General features: G+C 69.0%; 13 protein-coding genes. 8 read left to right on the top strand and 5 right to left on the bottom strand.

What is annotated here, in order from left to right; genetic code table 11:
- Positions 1-139: 139 nt before the first annotated feature.
- Positions 140-535 carry an adenosylmethionine decarboxylase gene (gene speD / locus E8D38_RS23510; protein ID WP_140636219.1) on the bottom strand — a complete coding sequence of 132 codons (396 nt, stop codon included), beginning with the start codon at positions 533-535 and terminating at the stop codon, positions 140-142.
- An 88-nt stretch (positions 536-623) separates the two neighbouring features.
- Between speD and tkt the strand changes: the two genes are divergently transcribed.
- The 3 genes from tkt (at position 624) to E8D38_RS23495 (ending at position 5,718) form a co-directional block, all read left to right on the top strand.
- On the top strand, positions 624-2,642 hold the full coding sequence (tkt, locus tag E8D38_RS23505) for a transketolase (protein ID WP_246099626.1): 2,019 nt from the start codon (positions 624-626) through the stop codon (positions 2,640-2,642).
- 101 nt (positions 2,643-2,743) lie between these two features.
- Complete coding sequence (gene gap, locus E8D38_RS23500) at positions 2,744-3,742, top strand: type I glyceraldehyde-3-phosphate dehydrogenase (protein WP_140636217.1); 999 nt, start codon at positions 2,744-2,746, stop codon at positions 3,740-3,742.
- Between the two features lie 95 nt (positions 3,743-3,837).
- Positions 3,838-5,718, top strand: a complete 1,881-nt coding sequence (locus E8D38_RS23495) for a S8 family serine peptidase (protein ID WP_140636215.1) — start codon at positions 3,838-3,840, stop codon at positions 5,716-5,718.
- Here the strand turns inward: E8D38_RS23495 and E8D38_RS23490 are convergent.
- From E8D38_RS23490 to E8D38_RS23480, 3 genes are read right to left on the bottom strand one after another with little or no spacing between them, the layout of a single operon-like run.
- Positions 5,693-6,388 carry a hypothetical protein gene (locus E8D38_RS23490; RefSeq protein ID WP_140636213.1) on the bottom strand — a complete coding sequence of 232 codons (696 nt, stop codon included), beginning with the start codon at positions 6,386-6,388 and terminating at the stop codon, positions 5,693-5,695. The genes E8D38_RS23495 and E8D38_RS23490 overlap by 26 nt on opposite strands.
- Positions 6,382-7,221 (bottom strand): biotin--[acetyl-CoA-carboxylase] ligase, encoded by an 840-nt coding sequence (locus E8D38_RS23485; protein ID WP_140636210.1) that lies wholly within the window; start codon positions 7,219-7,221, stop codon positions 6,382-6,384. The genes E8D38_RS23490 and E8D38_RS23485 overlap by 7 nt, the downstream gene beginning before the upstream one ends.
- A complete protein-coding gene (locus tag E8D38_RS23480) occupies positions 7,167-7,694 on the bottom strand; it encodes an SET domain-containing protein (RefSeq protein ID WP_140636208.1) in 528 nt (175 codons plus the stop codon). The genes E8D38_RS23485 and E8D38_RS23480 overlap by 55 nt, the downstream gene beginning before the upstream one ends.
- 108 nt (positions 7,695-7,802) lie before the next feature.
- Between E8D38_RS23480 and E8D38_RS23475 the strand changes: the two genes are divergently transcribed.
- The 5 genes from E8D38_RS23475 to queC all read left to right on the top strand — a co-directional run bounded on the left by E8D38_RS23475 (position 7,803) and on the right by queC (position 14,264).
- Positions 7,803-10,370 (top strand): DNA topoisomerase III, encoded by a 2,568-nt coding sequence (locus tag E8D38_RS23475; RefSeq protein ID WP_140636206.1) that lies wholly within the window; start codon positions 7,803-7,805, stop codon positions 10,368-10,370.
- Between the two features lie 67 nt (positions 10,371-10,437).
- Positions 10,438-11,433, top strand: coding sequence for an AEC family transporter (locus tag E8D38_RS23470; protein WP_246099625.1), 996 nt, complete (start codon positions 10,438-10,440; stop codon positions 11,431-11,433).
- 72 nt (positions 11,434-11,505) lie between these two features.
- Positions 11,506-12,249, top strand: coding sequence for a hypothetical protein (locus tag E8D38_RS23465; RefSeq protein ID WP_140636204.1), 744 nt, complete (start codon positions 11,506-11,508; stop codon positions 12,247-12,249).
- A gap of 27 nt (positions 12,250-12,276) precedes the next feature.
- A complete protein-coding gene (locus E8D38_RS23460) occupies positions 12,277-13,557 on the top strand; it encodes a glutamate-5-semialdehyde dehydrogenase (protein WP_140636202.1) in 1,281 nt (426 codons plus the stop codon).
- A gap of 62 nt (positions 13,558-13,619) precedes the next feature.
- Positions 13,620-14,264 (top strand): 7-cyano-7-deazaguanine synthase QueC, encoded by a 645-nt coding sequence (queC, locus tag E8D38_RS23455; protein ID WP_140636228.1) that lies wholly within the window; start codon positions 13,620-13,622, stop codon positions 14,262-14,264.
- On the opposite strand, the gene E8D38_RS23450 is transcribed toward queC, so the two are convergent.
- Entirely contained in the window at positions 14,246-15,292 is a 1,047-nt protein-coding gene (locus tag E8D38_RS23450; RefSeq protein ID WP_246099624.1) for an acyltransferase family protein, read from the bottom strand. The genes queC and E8D38_RS23450 overlap by 19 nt on opposite strands.
- Positions 15,293-15,403 lie beyond the last annotated feature (111 nt).

Raw genomic sequence — 15,403 nt, 5'->3', positions numbered from 1 at the left:
GCCGGCTTGGGAGCGGCCCGGCGCTCGGCCCGCAAGGATGACTGCCCCTCGACCGGCGGGTACGCCGGCCGATCCCCCGGGGGGATGCGGGCCGGCTTGGGAGCGGCCCGGCGCTCGGCCCGCTGGAGTGGAGGGTGTCTCATGCGGCGCGCTCCAGCGTCGGGGCCGCGCCTCGCTGCAGCGCATGTCTGGCCACGCTGGCCGGCCCGAAAGCGGCCAGCAGGGTGTCGAGCAGCCGGTGCGCCTTGGCGGAGTTGTCGGCGCCCAGGTTGCAGACGTAGACGTCCAGCGTCACCGCGTCGATCTCGGGCCAGGTGTGCACCGCCAGGTGCGACTCGGCCAGCAGCACCACGCCGGTGACGCCGCGGGGCTCGCCGTTTTCGGGCGGGAAGCCGTGAAAGCACTCGCCCACCGGCAAGAGGCCGGCGTCGTGCACGGCGGCGACACACAGTTCGCGCAGTGCCTCGGGGGTGGTCATGGCGGGCTGCGCGGCGGGGCAGCCGCGCAGGTCGGCGGTCAGGTGGAGTCCTTGCATGCGGGCTCGCTGGATGGCTGGCGGGGATTATGGGCTGGAGGCGGCCCGTAAAATCGCCGGTTTTCCACCTGCCTCCACCGCCTTCCCCATGGCTCAGAACACCACCCTCATGGCCAACGCCATCCGCGCGCTGGCCATGGACGCCGTCCAGCAAGCGAACTCCGGCCACCCCGGCGCCCCGATGGGCATGGCCGAGATCTCCGTCGCCCTGTGGGGCCGGCACCTGCGCCACAACCCGCAAGACCCGGCCTGGCCCGACCGCGACCGCTTCGTGCTGTCCAACGGCCACGGCTCGATGCTCATCTATTCGCTGCTGCACCTGAGCGGCTACGACCTGCCGCTGTCGGAGCTGAAGAACTTCCGCACGCTGCACAGCAAGACGCCGGGCCACCCCGAGGTGGGCATCACCCCGGGCGTCGAAACCACCACCGGGCCGCTGGGCCAGGGCATCACCAACGCGGTCGGCTTCGCGCTGGCCGAGAAGCTGCTCGCGCACGAGTTCAACCGCGAGGAGCACAAGGTGGTGGACCACCACACCTACGTGTTCCTGGGCGACGGCTGCCTGATGGAAGGCATCAGCCACGAAGCCTGCGCGCTGGCCGGCGCCTGGAAGCTCAACAAGCTGATCGCGCTCTACGACGACAACGGCATCTCGATCGACGGCCAGGTGGACCCGTGGTTCATCGACGACACGCCGAAGCGCTTTGCCGCCTACGGCTGGAACGTCATCGACGCGGTGGACGGCCATGACGTCGAGGCCGTCGATGCGGCCATTGCGCGTGCCCGGAAAAGCACCGACAAGCCCACCCTCATCGTCTGCAAGACCACCATCGGCAAGGGCTCGCCCAACCGCGCCGGCACGGCCAAGGCGCACGGCGAGGCGCTCGGGGTCGACGAGATCCGCGCCACCCGCGATGCCCTGGGCTGGGTGCACGACCCGTTCGTGATCCCGGCCGAGGCCTACACCGAGTGGGACGCCAAGGAAGAGGGCACCCGGCTGCAGAAGGACTGGGAAACCCGCTTCGAGGCCTACCGCGCCGCCCACCCCGAACTGGCTGCCGAGTTCCTGCGCCGCGTGAAGGGCGAGCTGCCGAAGAACTTCGCCCAGGTCGCGGTCGATGCAGCGGTCGCCGCCCACACCAAGGCCGAGACCGTGGCCAGCCGCAAGGCCAGCCAGATCGCGCTGGAGGCCTTCACCGCCGCGCTGCCCGAACTGCTGGGTGGCAGCGCCGACCTGACCGGCTCCAACCTCACCAACACCAAGAGCACGCCGGCGCTGCGTTTCGACACGGCCACCGGCGCCTCCAACGGCGGGCGCCACATCAACTACGGCGTGCGCGAATTCGGCATGGCCGCCATCATGAACGGCGTGGCGCTGCACGGCGGCTACATCCCCTACGGCGGCACCTTCCTCACCTTCAGCGACTACAGCCGCAACGCCATCCGCATGGCCGCGCTGATGAAGCAGCGCGTGATCCACGTGTTCACCCACGACTCCATCGGCCTGGGCGAGGACGGCCCGACGCACCAGTCGATCGAACATGCCGCGGCGCTGCGCCTGATCCCCGGCCTGGACGTCTGGCGTCCGGCCGACACCGCCGAGACCGCGGTGGCCTGGGCCTGCGCCATCGAGAGCCGCAACCGCCCGAGCGCGCTGCTGCTGTCGCGCCAGAACCTGCCATATGCGCCCAAGTCGGGCCTGGACGACATCGCCAAGGGCGCCTACGTGCTGGCCGAGCCCAGCGAGGTGGGCCTCGCGAAGAAGGCGCAGGCCGTCCTCATCGCCACCGGCTCCGAGGTGCAGCTCGCACTGCATGCGCAGCAGACGCTGGCGGTGCAGGGCATCGCGGTGCGCGTGGTCTCCATGCCCTCGACCAGCGTGTTCGACCGCCAGGCCCGCGCCTACAAGGAAGCCGTGCTGCCGGCCGGCCTGCCGCGCATCGCGGTGGAAGCCGGCGTCACCGACTTCTGGTGGAAGTACGGCGTGTCCGCGGTGGTGGGCATCGACAGCTACGGCGAATCGGCCCCGGCCAACGTGCTGTTCAAGCACTTCGGCTTCACCGCGGAGAACGTCGTCGACACGGTGAAGGTGGTGCTGGGCCGCTGACCCGGGCCGCAAGCCGCCAGCCGTTGATCCGCGTCAGGACACTTGATCGCCTCAGGTAACCAAATCACTTCATCATCCCGCTTCCAGACAGGAGATAGCAAATGACCATCAAGATCGGCATCAACGGCTTCGGCCGCATCGGGCGCATGGTGTTCCGCGCGGCGCTGAAGAACTTCAACGACATCGAGGTCGTGGGCATCAACGACCTGCTGGAGCCCGACTACCTGGCCTACATGCTGCAGTACGACTCGGTGCACGGCCGCTTCGACGGCAGCATCGCGGTCGACGGCAACACGCTGATCGTCAACGGCAGGAAGATCCGCCTCACCGCAGTGAAGGACCCGGCCGAGCTGAAGTGGGGCGAGATCGGCGCCGACGTGGTGGTCGAGTCGACCGGCCTGTTCCTCACCAAGGAAACCGCGCAGAAGCACATCGACGCCGGCGCCAGGAAGGTGATCATGTCGGCCCCGTCGAAGGACGACACGCCGATGTTCGTGTACGGCGTGAACCACGGCACCTACAAGGGCGAGGCCATCATCTCCAACGCCTCGTGCACCACCAATTGCCTGGCCCCGCTGGCCAAGGTGCTCAACGACAAGTGGGGCATCAAGCGCGGCCTGATGACCACCGTGCACGCGGCCACGGCCACGCAGAAGACGGTGGACGGCCCGAGCAACAAGGACTGGCGCGGCGGCCGCGGCATCCTCGAGAACATCATCCCGTCGTCCACCGGCGCTGCCAAGGCCGTGGGCGTGGTGATCCCCGAGCTCAACAAGAAGCTCACCGGCATGGCCTTCCGCGTGCCGACCTCCGACGTGTCGGTGGTCGACCTCACGGTCGAGCTCAACAAGGAAGCCAGCTACAAGGACATCTGCGCCGAGTTCAAGGCGCAAAGCGAAGGCGCGCTCAAGGGCGTGCTGGGCTACACCGAAGACAAGGTGGTGGCCACCGACTTCCGCGGCGATGCCCGCACGTCGATCTTCGACGCCGAAGCCGGCATCGCCCTCGACGGCACCTTCGTCAAGCTGGTGTCCTGGTACGACAACGAGTGGGGCTATTCGAACAAGGTGCTCGAGATGGTGCGGGTGGTGGCGAAGTAATTCGCAAGCCCTTGCACCTGTTGCACGACCAACCCCGCTCCGGCGGGGTTTTTCGTTTGCAGGCCGGCCGCGTGATGCGTGTAATGCGATGAATCATGCGCACTCGACCAAGAAACTCTTGGCTGGCCGTTGTCCTCGCCTGTGCGTGGCCGCTGTGCACGCTTGCGCAGGCGGGCGCGGGCAGCGACGCGCAGGCCCGCGTGATCGTCAAGTTCAAGGGCGAGCCGCCCGTGCTTGCCCACCAGGCGCTGGGCAAGCGCCTCGCGCTGGCGCTGCAGCCGGGGCCCGAGGTCGGCGAGCGGCTGCAGGTGCTCAAGGCCGGCGGCATGAGCTCGCAGCAACTGGCCGAGCGGCTGTCGCAGCAGCCCGACGTCGAATACGCCGTGCCCGACCGTCGGCGCCGGCTGATGGCCGCGCCCAATGACCCGCTGTATGCGCAAGGCGGCAGCGACGGCCCGGTCGCGGGGCAGTGGTACCTGCGGCCGCCCAACAGCGTCGAGCGGTCGGCCATCGACGCGGCCGCGGCCTGGGACGTGACCCAGGGTCGCGCCGACATGGTGGTGGCGGTGCTCGACACCGGAGTGCGCTTCGAGCACCCCGACCTGCAGCGGGTCTCTACCGGCGGCAAGCTGCTCGACGGCTACGACTTCATCGCCGACGCCGGGACGGCCAACGACGGCAACGCCCGCGATGCCGACGCGTCCGATCCCGGCGACTGGACGGCCGCCGACGAGTGCGGCAGCGGCGAAAAAGCCAAGTCATCGAGCTGGCACGGCACCGAGGTGGCCGGCATCGTCGGTGCCCTCACCCACAACGCGACCGGCATGGCCGGCACCGGCTGGAACGTGAAGGTGCTGCCGGTGCGGGTGCTGGGCAAATGCGGCGGCTTCGACTCCGACATCCTGGCCGGCATGCGCTGGGCGGCGGGCATCGCGGTGCCGGGCGTGCCCGACAACCCCAGCCCCGCGCGTGTCATCAACCTCAGCCTGGGCGGCAGCGGCGCCTGCAGCGCGGCCTACCGCGATGCGGTCGACGAGATCACCGCGCGCGGCACGGTGATCGTGGCCTCGGCCGGCAACAGCGCCGGCCATGCGGTCGCCGAGCCGGCCAACTGCCCGGGCGTCATCGGCGTGGCCGGCCTGCGCCACACCGGCACCAAGGTCGGTTTCTCCAGCATCGGGCCCGAACTCTCGATCGCGGCGCCGGGGGGCAACTGCGTCAACACCTCGGGTGCCTGCCTGTATCCCCTGCTGACCACCACCAACTCGGGGACGCAAGGCCCGGTCGCTTCGGGCTACACCAACGGCAGCAACATCTCGGTGGGCACGAGCTACTCGGCGCCGCTGGCGTCGGGTGTGAGCGCACTCGTGGCGTCGGCCAACACCGTGCTCACCGCGGCACAGATCCGGCGCGTCCTGCGCAGCACCGCGCGGGCGTTTCCCACCAGCGGCGCGGGCGGCAGCGTGGGCGCCTGCGCGGCCCCGACCGACAGTGACCAGCTCGAGTGCTACTGCACCACTTCCACCTGCGGCGCCGGCCTGCTCGACGCCGGGGCCGCCGTGCAGGCCGCGGCGAACGGTCGTGCCTTCATCGACGTGAGCCCCGCGGCCCCGGTGGCCGGCCAGCCGGTGCAGCTGGCGCCCACCGACTCGTTCGCCGCGGCCGGGCGTTCCATCGCGGCCTACCAGTGGACGCTGGTTGACGGCGGCGGGATCGTCGGCAGCGTGCCTGCGGGCTCGCCGGTCAGCGTCACGCCGTCGGGCGCGGGCAGTTTCACGGTGCGGCTCACGGTGACCGACGATGCGGGCGGTCAGCTGGTCGCGACGCAGACGATCGATGTGCAGGCACCGGCCTCCACGCCGACCCCTGTTCCGTCGGGTGGCGGGGGCGGCGCGCTCGGCCTGGGCGAGGTGCTGGCAGCGCTGGCCGTGGTGGCCGCAGTCGCCGCGTTCAGGCCCCGCCGGCGCAAGGGCTGAAGCCCTTTTCTCCGGGCAGCCTGTCCTTCAGGCCGGCCAGCGTGCGCTGCAGCGACGCGTCGGCCTGCGTGAACCGCAAGGTGTGGACCGGCACCGGCGGCGTGATGTTGATGACCCGTGCGGTGCGCACGCCGCGCTTGGCGAGGTCTGCCAGCCGCGCATCGGCCTGGGTCAGGCTTTCGAAGCGGCCGAGCGACAGGCCCGGCTCCAGCTCGGGTGAGCTGCGCACCGGCTCGGAGTTCACGTCGAAGCGCTTCAGCTCGGCCACCTTCCGGTCGAGCGCCTCGCGGTTGGCGTACTTGCCCATGTAGATGAGCCACACGCCGGCGCGTTCGCCGTTCTGCACGACCCAGGTGGCGCCTGCGGGCAGGGCGGCCTTCAGCACGCCCTCGGCGGCCGGCAGCTCGGCAGCGCTGTAGGGGCCGCCTTCGATGCAGGCGACCACCAGGGTGGCGGCTGCTGCGGCGCCGGTGGTTTCGGCTGGCGCCGATGCGGGCACCGAGCCGGGCGGCAGGATGCGGATCACCTCGGGGCGCACCTGGCGCTTGAGCCGCGCCGGGTCGCGGTCGCCCTCCGGGCTGATGCCGGTGAGGCCGGTCAGCCAGCCTTGCGTCCAGGCAAAGAAGGCGAGATTGGCCAGCAGCAACAGGACGACCAGGGCTCTCAACATGGACGCACGCTCACTTCACCGCTCGTGATGGTCGAAAGGCCGGCGGCAGTATGCACGAGCAGGCCGCCCTGGCTGTTCACGCCTTCGACCGTGCCCTCGACCGCCGGCCCCTGCGCCGGCAGCAGCCGCACGCTGCGGCCGGCGAGCGCATCGCGGGCCGCATAGCGGGCCTGCCACGGTGCGAAGCCCTCGCGCTCGAAGGCGAGCACCGCCTGCAGCAACGGGCGTGCCACTCGTAGCAGGGTGGCGGGGGCGCCGGCCTGTGCATCGAGTTCGGCCAGGGCGGCGCGACCCACCTCCGCGGCCGGGTCGTCCTGCGCGTCACGGATGTTGAGCCCCACGCCGATGACGGCGACGCGGCGATCGGCCGCCATGGCGGTCTCGATGAGGATGCCGCCCAGCTTGCGGCCGCGTGCACCATCGCTTCCCGACAGCAGCCACAGGTCGTTGGGCCACTTCAGCCGCAGCTGCGGATGCAGTGCCTCGGCCAGGGCGACGCCCACCACCAGCGACAGGCCGGACCAGTCGGCCGGTGCCAGCGGCAGCGCCAGCGAAAAGGTGAGCGACGCGCCGGGCGACGACTCCCAGTGGCGACCCATGCGCCCGCGCCCGGCCGTCTGTCGCTCTGCCACCAGCAGGCAGGCGCCGCCGTCGCCGGCCCGCGCGCGTTCGAGCAGGCGGGTGTTGGTGGAGTCGGCCTCGGCCACCACCTCGACGTTGAGGCCGGGCAGCAGCGGCTCCAGCTGCTCCCACAACGTTTCGGCGGGCCAGGGCTGGGTCATCTCTTCGGTGCGAGCATGGTGCCGCGGCAGTTCGTGGCGCCGCAGCGGCATTCGTACTGCTTCTTGAGCTTGGGCGTGTAGCGCTCGTCGATCACCAGGCCGTAGTCGTAGAACAGCTCCTCGCCGGCCTTGATGTTGCGCAGCGCCTTGATGAACACCCGGCCGTCGGTTTCGTCGGCCTCGCAGTTCGGGTCGCAGGAGTGGTTGATCCAGCGCGCCGAGTTGCCGCCGTACTTGGCATCGATGACGCGCTCGTCGTCGATGTGGAAGTAGAAGGTGTGGTGCGGGTCGGTGGGGTCGTGCGGGTGGCGGCGCAGCGCCTCGTCCCAGCTGATGATCTCGCCCTTGTATTCGATCAGCACCTCGCCCTTCTTGAGGGGCTCGACCGCATACATGCCCTTGCCGTGCACACCGGAGCGGCGCACCTGGATGCGGCGGCCGCCCACCGGCTTGGGCGCGGCGGCCTTGGCGGCCGGCGTTTTCTTGGGCGGTTGGGAGGACTTGCCGGGGCGCGCTTGCGTCATCTCGATGTTTGGTTAGAGTGAATTCATGGGTGCGCGCGCGTGCGTGTGCGTGCGCGCGAGAGCCCGGATTGTATGGACGCCGGGTAGCAACCGAATACGAACGAGAAAATGAGCAAGGCATTGGTTATCGCGGAAAAGCCGTCGGTGGCGCAGGACATCGTTCGCGCGCTGCAGCCGTCGGCAGGCAAGTTCGACAAGCACGACGAGTACTTCGAGAGCGAGCACTACATCGTCACCTCGGCGGTCGGCCACCTGGTCGAGATCAAGGCGCCCGAGGAGTTCGACGTCAAGCGCGGCAAGTGGAGCTTCGCGCACCTGCCGGTGATCCCGCCGCACTTCGACCTCGCGCCCATCGACAAGAGCAAGGGCCGGCTGAACGCCATCGTCAAGCTCGCCAAGCGCAAGGACGTGACCGAACTCATCAACGCCTGTGACGCGGGGCGCGAAGGGGAGCTGATCTTCCGGCTCATCCAGCAGTACGCGAAGGCTAAGCAGCCGGTGAAGCGGCTGTGGCTGCAGAGCATGACGCCGCAGGCGATCCGCGACGGCTTCGAGGCGCTGCGCTCCGACTCGCAGATGCATGGCCTGGCCGACGCGGCCCGCAGCCGCTCGGAGGCCGACTGGCTGGTCGGCATCAACGGCACGCGCGCCATGACCGCCTTCAACTCGCGCGACGGCGGCTTCTTCCTCACCACCGTGGGCCGGGTGCAGACGCCCACGCTGTCGATCGTGGTCGAGCGCGAGGAGAAGATCCGCAAGCACGTGCCGCGCGACTACTGGGAGCTGCGCGCCACCTTCGACGCACAGGCCGGCCAGTACGAGGGCAAGTGGTTCGACCCGGCCTTCAAGAAGGACGAGAACGATCCGGACAAGCGCGCCGACCGCCTCTGGGACGGCAAGCTCGCCGAGGCGATCGCCCAAGCCACGCGAGGCCAGCCGGCCTCGGTGACCGAGGAGTCCAAGCCCAGCACGCAGAGCAGCCCGGGCCTGTATGACCTCACGACGCTGCAGCGCGAGGCCAACTCGCGTTTCGGCTTCTCGGCCAAGACCACGCTCGGCCTCGCGCAGGCGCTGTACGAGAAGCACAAGGTGCTGACCTACCCCCGTACCGATTCGCGCGCGCTGCCCGAGGACTACGTCAACGTGGTCAAGCAGACCATGAAGATGATCAGCGAGGAGGACCTGCCCGGGCCCTTGCGTGAGCTGGCGCCGCATGCGGCCAAGGCGATCAAGGAAGGCTACGTCAAGCCCAACAAGCGCATCTTCGACAACTCGAAGATCAGCGACCACTTCGCCATCATCCCCACGCTGCAGGCGCCCAAGAGCCTCACCGAGCCGGAGGCCAAGCTGTACGACATGGTGGTCAAGCGCTTCCTGGCGGTGTTCTTCCCGCCGGCCGAGTACCTGGTCACCACCCGCATCTCGACCGTCAGGAACGAAGGCAAGACCTACAGCTTCCAGACCAACGGCAAGGTGCTGGTGAAGCCGGGCTGGCTGGCCGTCTACGGCAAGGAGGCGCAGGAAGACGACGCCAACCTGGTGCCGGTGCAGGAAGGCGAGGTGGTGCGCACCGAGAGCGTGGACGTCAACGCGCTGCGCACCAAGCCGCCGGCGCGCTACACCGAAGCGACGCTGCTGTCGGCCATGGAGGGCGCCGGCAAGCTGATCGACGACGACGAGCTGCGCGAGGCCATGCAGGAGAAGGGCCTGGGCACGCCGGCCACCCGCGCGGCCATCATCGAAGGGCTGATCCTCGAGAAGTACATGGTGCGCGAGGGCCGCGAGCTGATTCCCACCGCAAAGGCCTTCCAGCTGATGACGCTGCTGCGCGGGCTGGATGTGGAAGACCTCACTCGCCCGGAGCTCACCGGCAACTGGGAATACCAGTTGTCGCAGATGGAAAAGGGCAAGCTCTCGCGCGAAGCCTTCATGGCCGAGATCGCGGCGATGACCAAGCGGGTGGTGCAGAAGGCCAAGGAATACGACCGCGACACCATCCCGGGCGACTATGCGACGCTCAAGACGCCCTGCCCGAACTGCGGCGGCACGGTCAAGGAGAACTACCGTCGCTTCGCCTGCGAGAAGTGCGACTTCTCCATCAGCAAGATCCCCGGCGGGCGCAGCTTCGAGCTGGCCGAGGTGGAGCAGTTCCTGGCCGACAAGAAGATCGGCCCGCTCGAGGGCTTCCGCTCCAAGGCGGGCTGGCCCTTCACCGCCGAGCTCAAGCTCGCCTACGACGACGAAATCAGGAACTGGAAGCTGGAGTTCGACTTCGGCGAAGACGCCAAGAAGGAAGGCGAGTCGGGCGAGCCGGTCGACTTTTCCGGCCAGCAGAGCCTGGGCGCCTGCCCCAAGTGCAAGGGTCATGTCTACGAGCACGGCACCAACTACGTGTGCGAAAACGCGGTGGGTGCGCACGTCACCTGCGATTTCAAGAGCGGCAAGATCATCCTGCAGCAGCCCATCGGGCGCGAGCAGGTCACCAAGCTCCTGAAGGAAGGCAAGACCGACCTGCTGGAGAACTTCGTCTCCAACAAGACGCGGCGCAAGTTCAAGGCCTTCCTGGCGTGGGACGCCAAGGCCGGCAAGGTGGGCTTCGAGTTCGAGCCGCGCGCCCCGGCCAAGAAGGCGCCCGCGAAGAAGGCGGCGGCCAAGAAGACCGCGGGCGCGGAGTGAACGATGCCGGCCGGGCTGCGGTGATCACGTAGCCGGGGCGCCGCCTGGCCTCGGCATACTGGCCCGCATGATGTCCGCGCTGGTCTTCCTCAAGCTCTTTGCCATCTTCGTGGTGGTGGTGGTCGGCTGGCTGGCCGGCCGTGCCAGGTTCTTCGGTGGCGGCGAGGCGGCGCGGGCGCTGTCGAACACGGCCTTCTACCTGTTTGCGCCGGCGCTGCTGTTCCGCACCACCGCGCGCATCGACTTCGCCACCATGCCCTGGGCCACCATCGCGGCCTACTTCGTGCCGGTGGTGGGCTGGCTGCTGGCGGTGTACGCCTGGCGGCGCTGGCGCGCCGGGCAGGAGGCCAACGCCGCTGCGGCAGAACCCAGCGTGCGGGCCATCACCGCCACCTTCGGCAACACGGTGCAGCTGGGCATTCCCATCGCGGCGGCGCTGTTCGGCGAGACGGGGCTGTCGATCCACCTGGCCATCGTGAGCCTGCACGCGCTCACGCTGCTCACCGTGCTGACCGTGCTGGTGGAGCTGGACGTGGCCCGCGCGGCCGCCAAGGCGGCGCAGAACGAGCGGCACGACCTGGGCGCCACGCTGCTGCTCACCGCCCGCAACACCATCATCCATCCGGTGGTGCTGCCGGTGCTGGTGGGGCTGGCCTGGAACGTCACCGGCGTCGAGATCCCGCAGGCGGTGGACCAGATCCTTTTGATGCTGGGGCAGGCGGTGGTGCCGGTGTGCCTCATCGCCATCGGCATGTCGCTGGCGCATTACGGCATCAAGGGCGCGGCACGCGGCGCCATCGGGCTCACCGTGGCCAAGATGCTGGTGCAGCCGGCGCTGGTGCTGCTGGCGGGCCATTTCGTGTTCGGCCTCTCCGGCCTGCCGCTCACGGTGATCGTGATGTGCGCCGGGCTGCCCTCGGGTACCAACGCACTGATGTTCTCCCAGCGCTATGCCACCCAGGAGGCCGAGACGACGGCCACCATCGTCGTCTCCACGCTGGCCTTCGTGTTCACGGCACCGGCCTGGCTGTGGGCGGTGAGTCGCTTCTCGGCGACCCATTGACCGCGCGCGCTTAACAAAGCCGTGCCAGACTCGCGGCTTCGTTTGCCCCGTGCCACAAGGAGACTCGCACTCATGAAGCGATACCACGCGATCCACGCTCTGGCCGCCGCCTCGGTGGCCGTACTGGTTGCCGCCTGCGGCGGCGGTGATGACGGCGCAGCCGCCAACGTAGACATCTCCGGTGTGTGGCAGAACACCAGCGGCGGTTTTGTCTATGCGCTCAATGGCGTGACCTACGGCTACCAGATCGAAGGTTCGACGATCCGCTACTTCCGCGGCGCAAACTACGCAGCCACCGGCAACTCTTTCAGCTTCGCGAGCAGCCGCTACGACGAGGGCCTCGCGACAGAGGTTGTCACCACCGCCAATGGGCGCACGGGCAGCTTCGCGGGCAACTTCCTGCCGACTTCCGATGAGATCACGCTCGGCTTCACGACGGCCACGACGAACACGTTCGACAACATGACCGTGAAGTACCAGGCCATCGGCCATACGCCCCAGTCGCTGCTGGACTACGAAGGTACGTACACGATCGCCACCGGCGTGACGGTGGTTGTTGACGCCACTTCCGCTACGTCGGGCACGCTGGTGGGTACCGCCGTCAACGGCTGCAATTTCAACGGCACGATCACACGTACGGGCGACCGCAATGTCTGGTCGGTGTCTCTGACGCAGAGCAACTGCACTGTCGACGCCACCCGCAACGGCGAAATCTCGACCGGGCTGGCCACCATGGGGAGCACGAACACGACCAAACTGCTGCGCGTGCTGAGCTTCGACGGCAAGGCCTGGAACCGCATCGAAACCCAGAAGTAAGGCCACCGCTTTGCGACAATCGGCGGCATGACTGCCGCCGACATCCAGGCCACGATGGACCACCTGGGCGCTGCCGCCCGGGCCGCGTCCACCGCCATGGCCGCCGCTTCCACCGCCGCCAAGAATGCGGCCCTCCTGGCCCTCGCCCGCGAGATCCGGGCCCAGCGACCGGCACTGCAGGCCGCCAATGCCCAGGACGTGAGCGCTGCCGAGGCCAGCGGCCTGGCAGCGCCGATGGTCGACCGCCTGCGGCTGACCGACAAGGTGGTCGAGCAGATGGCCGAAGGCTGCGAGCAGGTGGCGCAGCTGCCCGACCCGATCGGCGAGCTCACCAACTTCAAGCGCCGCCCGAGCGGCATCACCGTGGGTCAGATGAGGGTGCCGCTGGGCGTGTTCGGCATGGTCTACGAAAGCCGGCCCAACGTGACCATCGACGCCGCGTCGCTGGCCATCAAGAGCGGCAACGCGGCCATCCTGCGCGGCGGCTCGGAAGCCATTCATTCGAACCTCGCGCTGTGGCAGCTGGTGCAGAAGGCGCTGGTCGAGGCGGGCCTGCCGGCCGATGCGGTGCAGCTCGTGCAGACCACCGACCGGGCCGCCGTGGGCCGGCTCATCGCCATGCCCGAGTACGTGGACGTGATCATCCCGCGCGGCGGCAAGAGCCTCATCGAACGCATCAGCCGCGAAGCCACCGTGCCGGTGATCAAGCACCTCGACGGCAACTGCCACGTCTACATCGACGCCGAGGTCGATCTGGAGCTGGCGGTCAAGGTGACCGACAACGCCAAGACCCAGAAGTACAGCCCCTGCAATGCCGCCGAGTCGCTGCTGGTGCATGAGCGGCAGGCCGGCGCCTTCCTGCTCAACATCGGCATGGTGTTCGCCGCCAAGGGCGTGGAAATGCGCGGCGACGCCACCGCGCTGTCGGTGCTGAAGGCCATGCCGGGCGCGAAGCTGGTCGAAGCCACCGAAGCCGACTGGAGCGAGGAATACCTGGCGCCGGTCATCAGCATCAAGGTGGTGAAGAGCCTCGACGAAGCCATCACCCACATCAACCGCTACGGGTCGCACCACACCGACGCCATCCTCACCACCAACCATCCGAACGCGATGCGCTTCCTGCGCGAGGTCGATTCGGCCAGCGTGATGGTCAACGCCAGCACCCGCTTCGCCGACGGCTTCGAATACGGCCTGGGCGCCGAGATCGGCATCTCGACCGACAAGTTCCATGCGCGCGGCCCGGTGGGGCTGGAGGGCTTGACCTCCTTGAAGTGGGTGGTCTTCGGCCAGGGCGAAATCAGATCGTGAACACGCTGGATCCTCGCACTGCCATCGTCCTGTTCAGCGGCGGACAGGACTCCACCGCCTGCATGGCCTGGGCGCTCGAGCGCCACGCACGGGTCGAAACCATCGGCTTCGACTATGGTCAGCGCCACCGCGTGGAGCTCGAATGCCGCCCGCGCGTCATCGCCGCGCTGCGCGACGCCTTTCCGCACTGGGGCGCCAGGCTGGGCGACGACCACGTGCTCGACCTCGCCCTGCTCGGCCAGATCAGCGACACCGCGCTCACCGAGTCGCGGGCCATCGAGATGCAGGCCAACGGCCTGCCCAACACCTTCGTGCCGGGCCGCAACCTGCTGTTCCTCACCTTCGCGGCGACGCTGGCCTATCGCCGCGGCGCCTCGGTACTGGTGGGCGGCATGTGCGAGACCGACTATTCCGGCTACCCGGACTGCCGCGACAACACGCTCAAGGCGCTGCAGGTGGCGCTGAGCCTGGGGATGGACACGCCGCTCACGGTGGAGACGCCGCTGATGTGGCTCACCAAGGCGCAGACCTGGGCGCTGACCGAGCAGCTCGGCGGCGAACCGCTCAACGAGCTGATCGCCGAGCACACCCACACCTGCTACCTGGGCGAACGCTCGAAGCGCTTCGCCTGGGGCTACGGCTGCGGGCAATGCCCGGCCTGCGAGCTGCGCCGCGCCGGCTACGAGAGCTACCTGGCCGCGCGCTGAGCAGGGTTCCTGGCCGGCTCGATCCAGCGCTGCAGGAGGGCGCCCGCCATGAGGCTGAGCAGCCAGGCGACCACCATGCCCAGCACGTTCACCGCCACGCTGTCGGGCCAGAAGCGCAGCACGGCTGCGCCCACGACCAGGCACACCGGGTAGTGGATCAGGAACACCGGGTACGAAATGCGCGCGAGCGCCGCGGCCACCGCGCCGCCGGGATGGCGCAGGTCGGCCGCCAGCACCAGCGCCACCGCGGTGATGCCGGCCACCAGGATGCGGCTGCGCCATTCGAAGGCCAGCGCCAGCAGCACCACGCCGGCCAGCACGGCCGCCCAGGCCAGGCGCCGGGGCTGCTGCGACATCCAGTAGGCCAGCACCCCCAGGCCATAGGCGCCGAAGAAGTACGGCGCCCACACGTCGAGCTCCGGCTGGCGGTTGAGCCACAGCAGGGACAGCAGCATCAGGGCCGCCACGACAGGCAGCGCAAGGCCGGCAGCACGCTGCGACAGCCATAGCAGCCCGGCCAGCAGCGCATACAGCTGCAGGTCGATGGCCACGTACCAGACCCCGGCCGACAGCGCGTCGATGCCGGCCACGTCCTGCAGCATGAGCAGGTGGGCGAGCAGCTGGACGACGGTGGGTGCAGCCGGTGCATGGGGGTGGTCTGGCACCAGCTCGCGCGCGATCCAGGCGGCCAGCACGGCCGCCACCAGCGCCACAGCATACGGCCGCACCAGCCGCAGGTAGCGTTGCCACACCAGCCGGGGCAGGTCGATGCGGGTGCGCTCCAGCAGCGAGCGCGCTGCCAGGAAGCCCGCCACCACCAGGAACACCTGCACGGCGATGCGCGCGTCGTCGGCCAGCCAGTCGAGCAACCCCGGCGCATGCGGCCGGGCCACGTCGGACATCGGGCCGTAGAAGGTCAGGTGGTGCCAGACGATGAGCTGCGAGGCGAAGGCCTTCAGCGTGTCGACCAGGCTCAGCGACGCGGACGCCGCCATCGGGCGGCCTGCCGGTGCGGCGGCCACGGTCATGCCGGCACCACGCGCAGGCACCGCGCGAGGCAATGTGCGCAAAAGTTGTCGCTGCGAAGCGACAGGTCGGTGCTAGAGTGATTTGGCGCCAAGGGATGCGATGACATCTGC

Origin of the sequence: Methylibium rhizosphaerae (assembly GCF_006386545.1) — a bacterium.
Taxonomy (GTDB): Bacteria; Pseudomonadota; Gammaproteobacteria; order Burkholderiales; family Burkholderiaceae_C; genus Pseudorivibacter; species Pseudorivibacter rhizosphaerae.
The sequence above is the reverse complement of the archived record's forward strand: the minus strand, read 5'-3'. Positions and strand labels throughout refer to the sequence as shown.

What these genes read in the sequence shown, in the direction of transcription:
- E8D38_RS23465 (WP_140636204.1), top strand. Translation starts at nt 11,506, where the DNA reads ATGAAGCGATACCACGCGATCCACGCTCTGGCCGCCGCCTCGGTGGCC.
- E8D38_RS23450 (WP_246099624.1), bottom strand. Translation starts at nt 15,292, where the DNA reads ATGACCGTGGCCGCCGCACCGGCAGGCCGCCCGATGGCGGCGTCCGCG.
- E8D38_RS23460 (WP_140636202.1), top strand. Translation starts at nt 12,277, where the DNA reads ATGACTGCCGCCGACATCCAGGCCACGATGGACCACCTGGGCGCTGCC.
- E8D38_RS23485 (WP_140636210.1), bottom strand. Translation starts at nt 7,221, where the DNA reads ATGCCGCTGCGGCGCCACGAACTGCCGCGGCACCATGCTCGCACCGAA.
- tkt (WP_246099626.1), top strand. Translation starts at nt 624, where the DNA reads ATGGCTCAGAACACCACCCTCATGGCCAACGCCATCCGCGCGCTGGCC.
- E8D38_RS23470 (WP_246099625.1), top strand. Translation starts at nt 10,438, where the DNA reads ATGATGTCCGCGCTGGTCTTCCTCAAGCTCTTTGCCATCTTCGTGGTG.
- E8D38_RS23495 (WP_140636215.1), top strand. Translation starts at nt 3,838, where the DNA reads ATGCGCACTCGACCAAGAAACTCTTGGCTGGCCGTTGTCCTCGCCTGT.
- queC (WP_140636228.1), top strand. Translation starts at nt 13,620, where the DNA reads ATGGCCTGGGCGCTCGAGCGCCACGCACGGGTCGAAACCATCGGCTTC.
- E8D38_RS23490 (WP_140636213.1), bottom strand. Translation starts at nt 6,388, where the DNA reads ATGTTGAGAGCCCTGGTCGTCCTGTTGCTGCTGGCCAATCTCGCCTTC.
- speD (WP_140636219.1), bottom strand. Translation starts at nt 535, where the DNA reads ATGCAAGGACTCCACCTGACCGCCGACCTGCGCGGCTGCCCCGCCGCG.
- E8D38_RS23480 (WP_140636208.1), bottom strand. Translation starts at nt 7,694, where the DNA reads ATGACGCAAGCGCGCCCCGGCAAGTCCTCCCAACCGCCCAAGAAAACG.
- E8D38_RS23475 (WP_140636206.1), top strand. Translation starts at nt 7,803, where the DNA reads ATGAGCAAGGCATTGGTTATCGCGGAAAAGCCGTCGGTGGCGCAGGAC.
- gap (WP_140636217.1), top strand. Translation starts at nt 2,744, where the DNA reads ATGACCATCAAGATCGGCATCAACGGCTTCGGCCGCATCGGGCGCATG.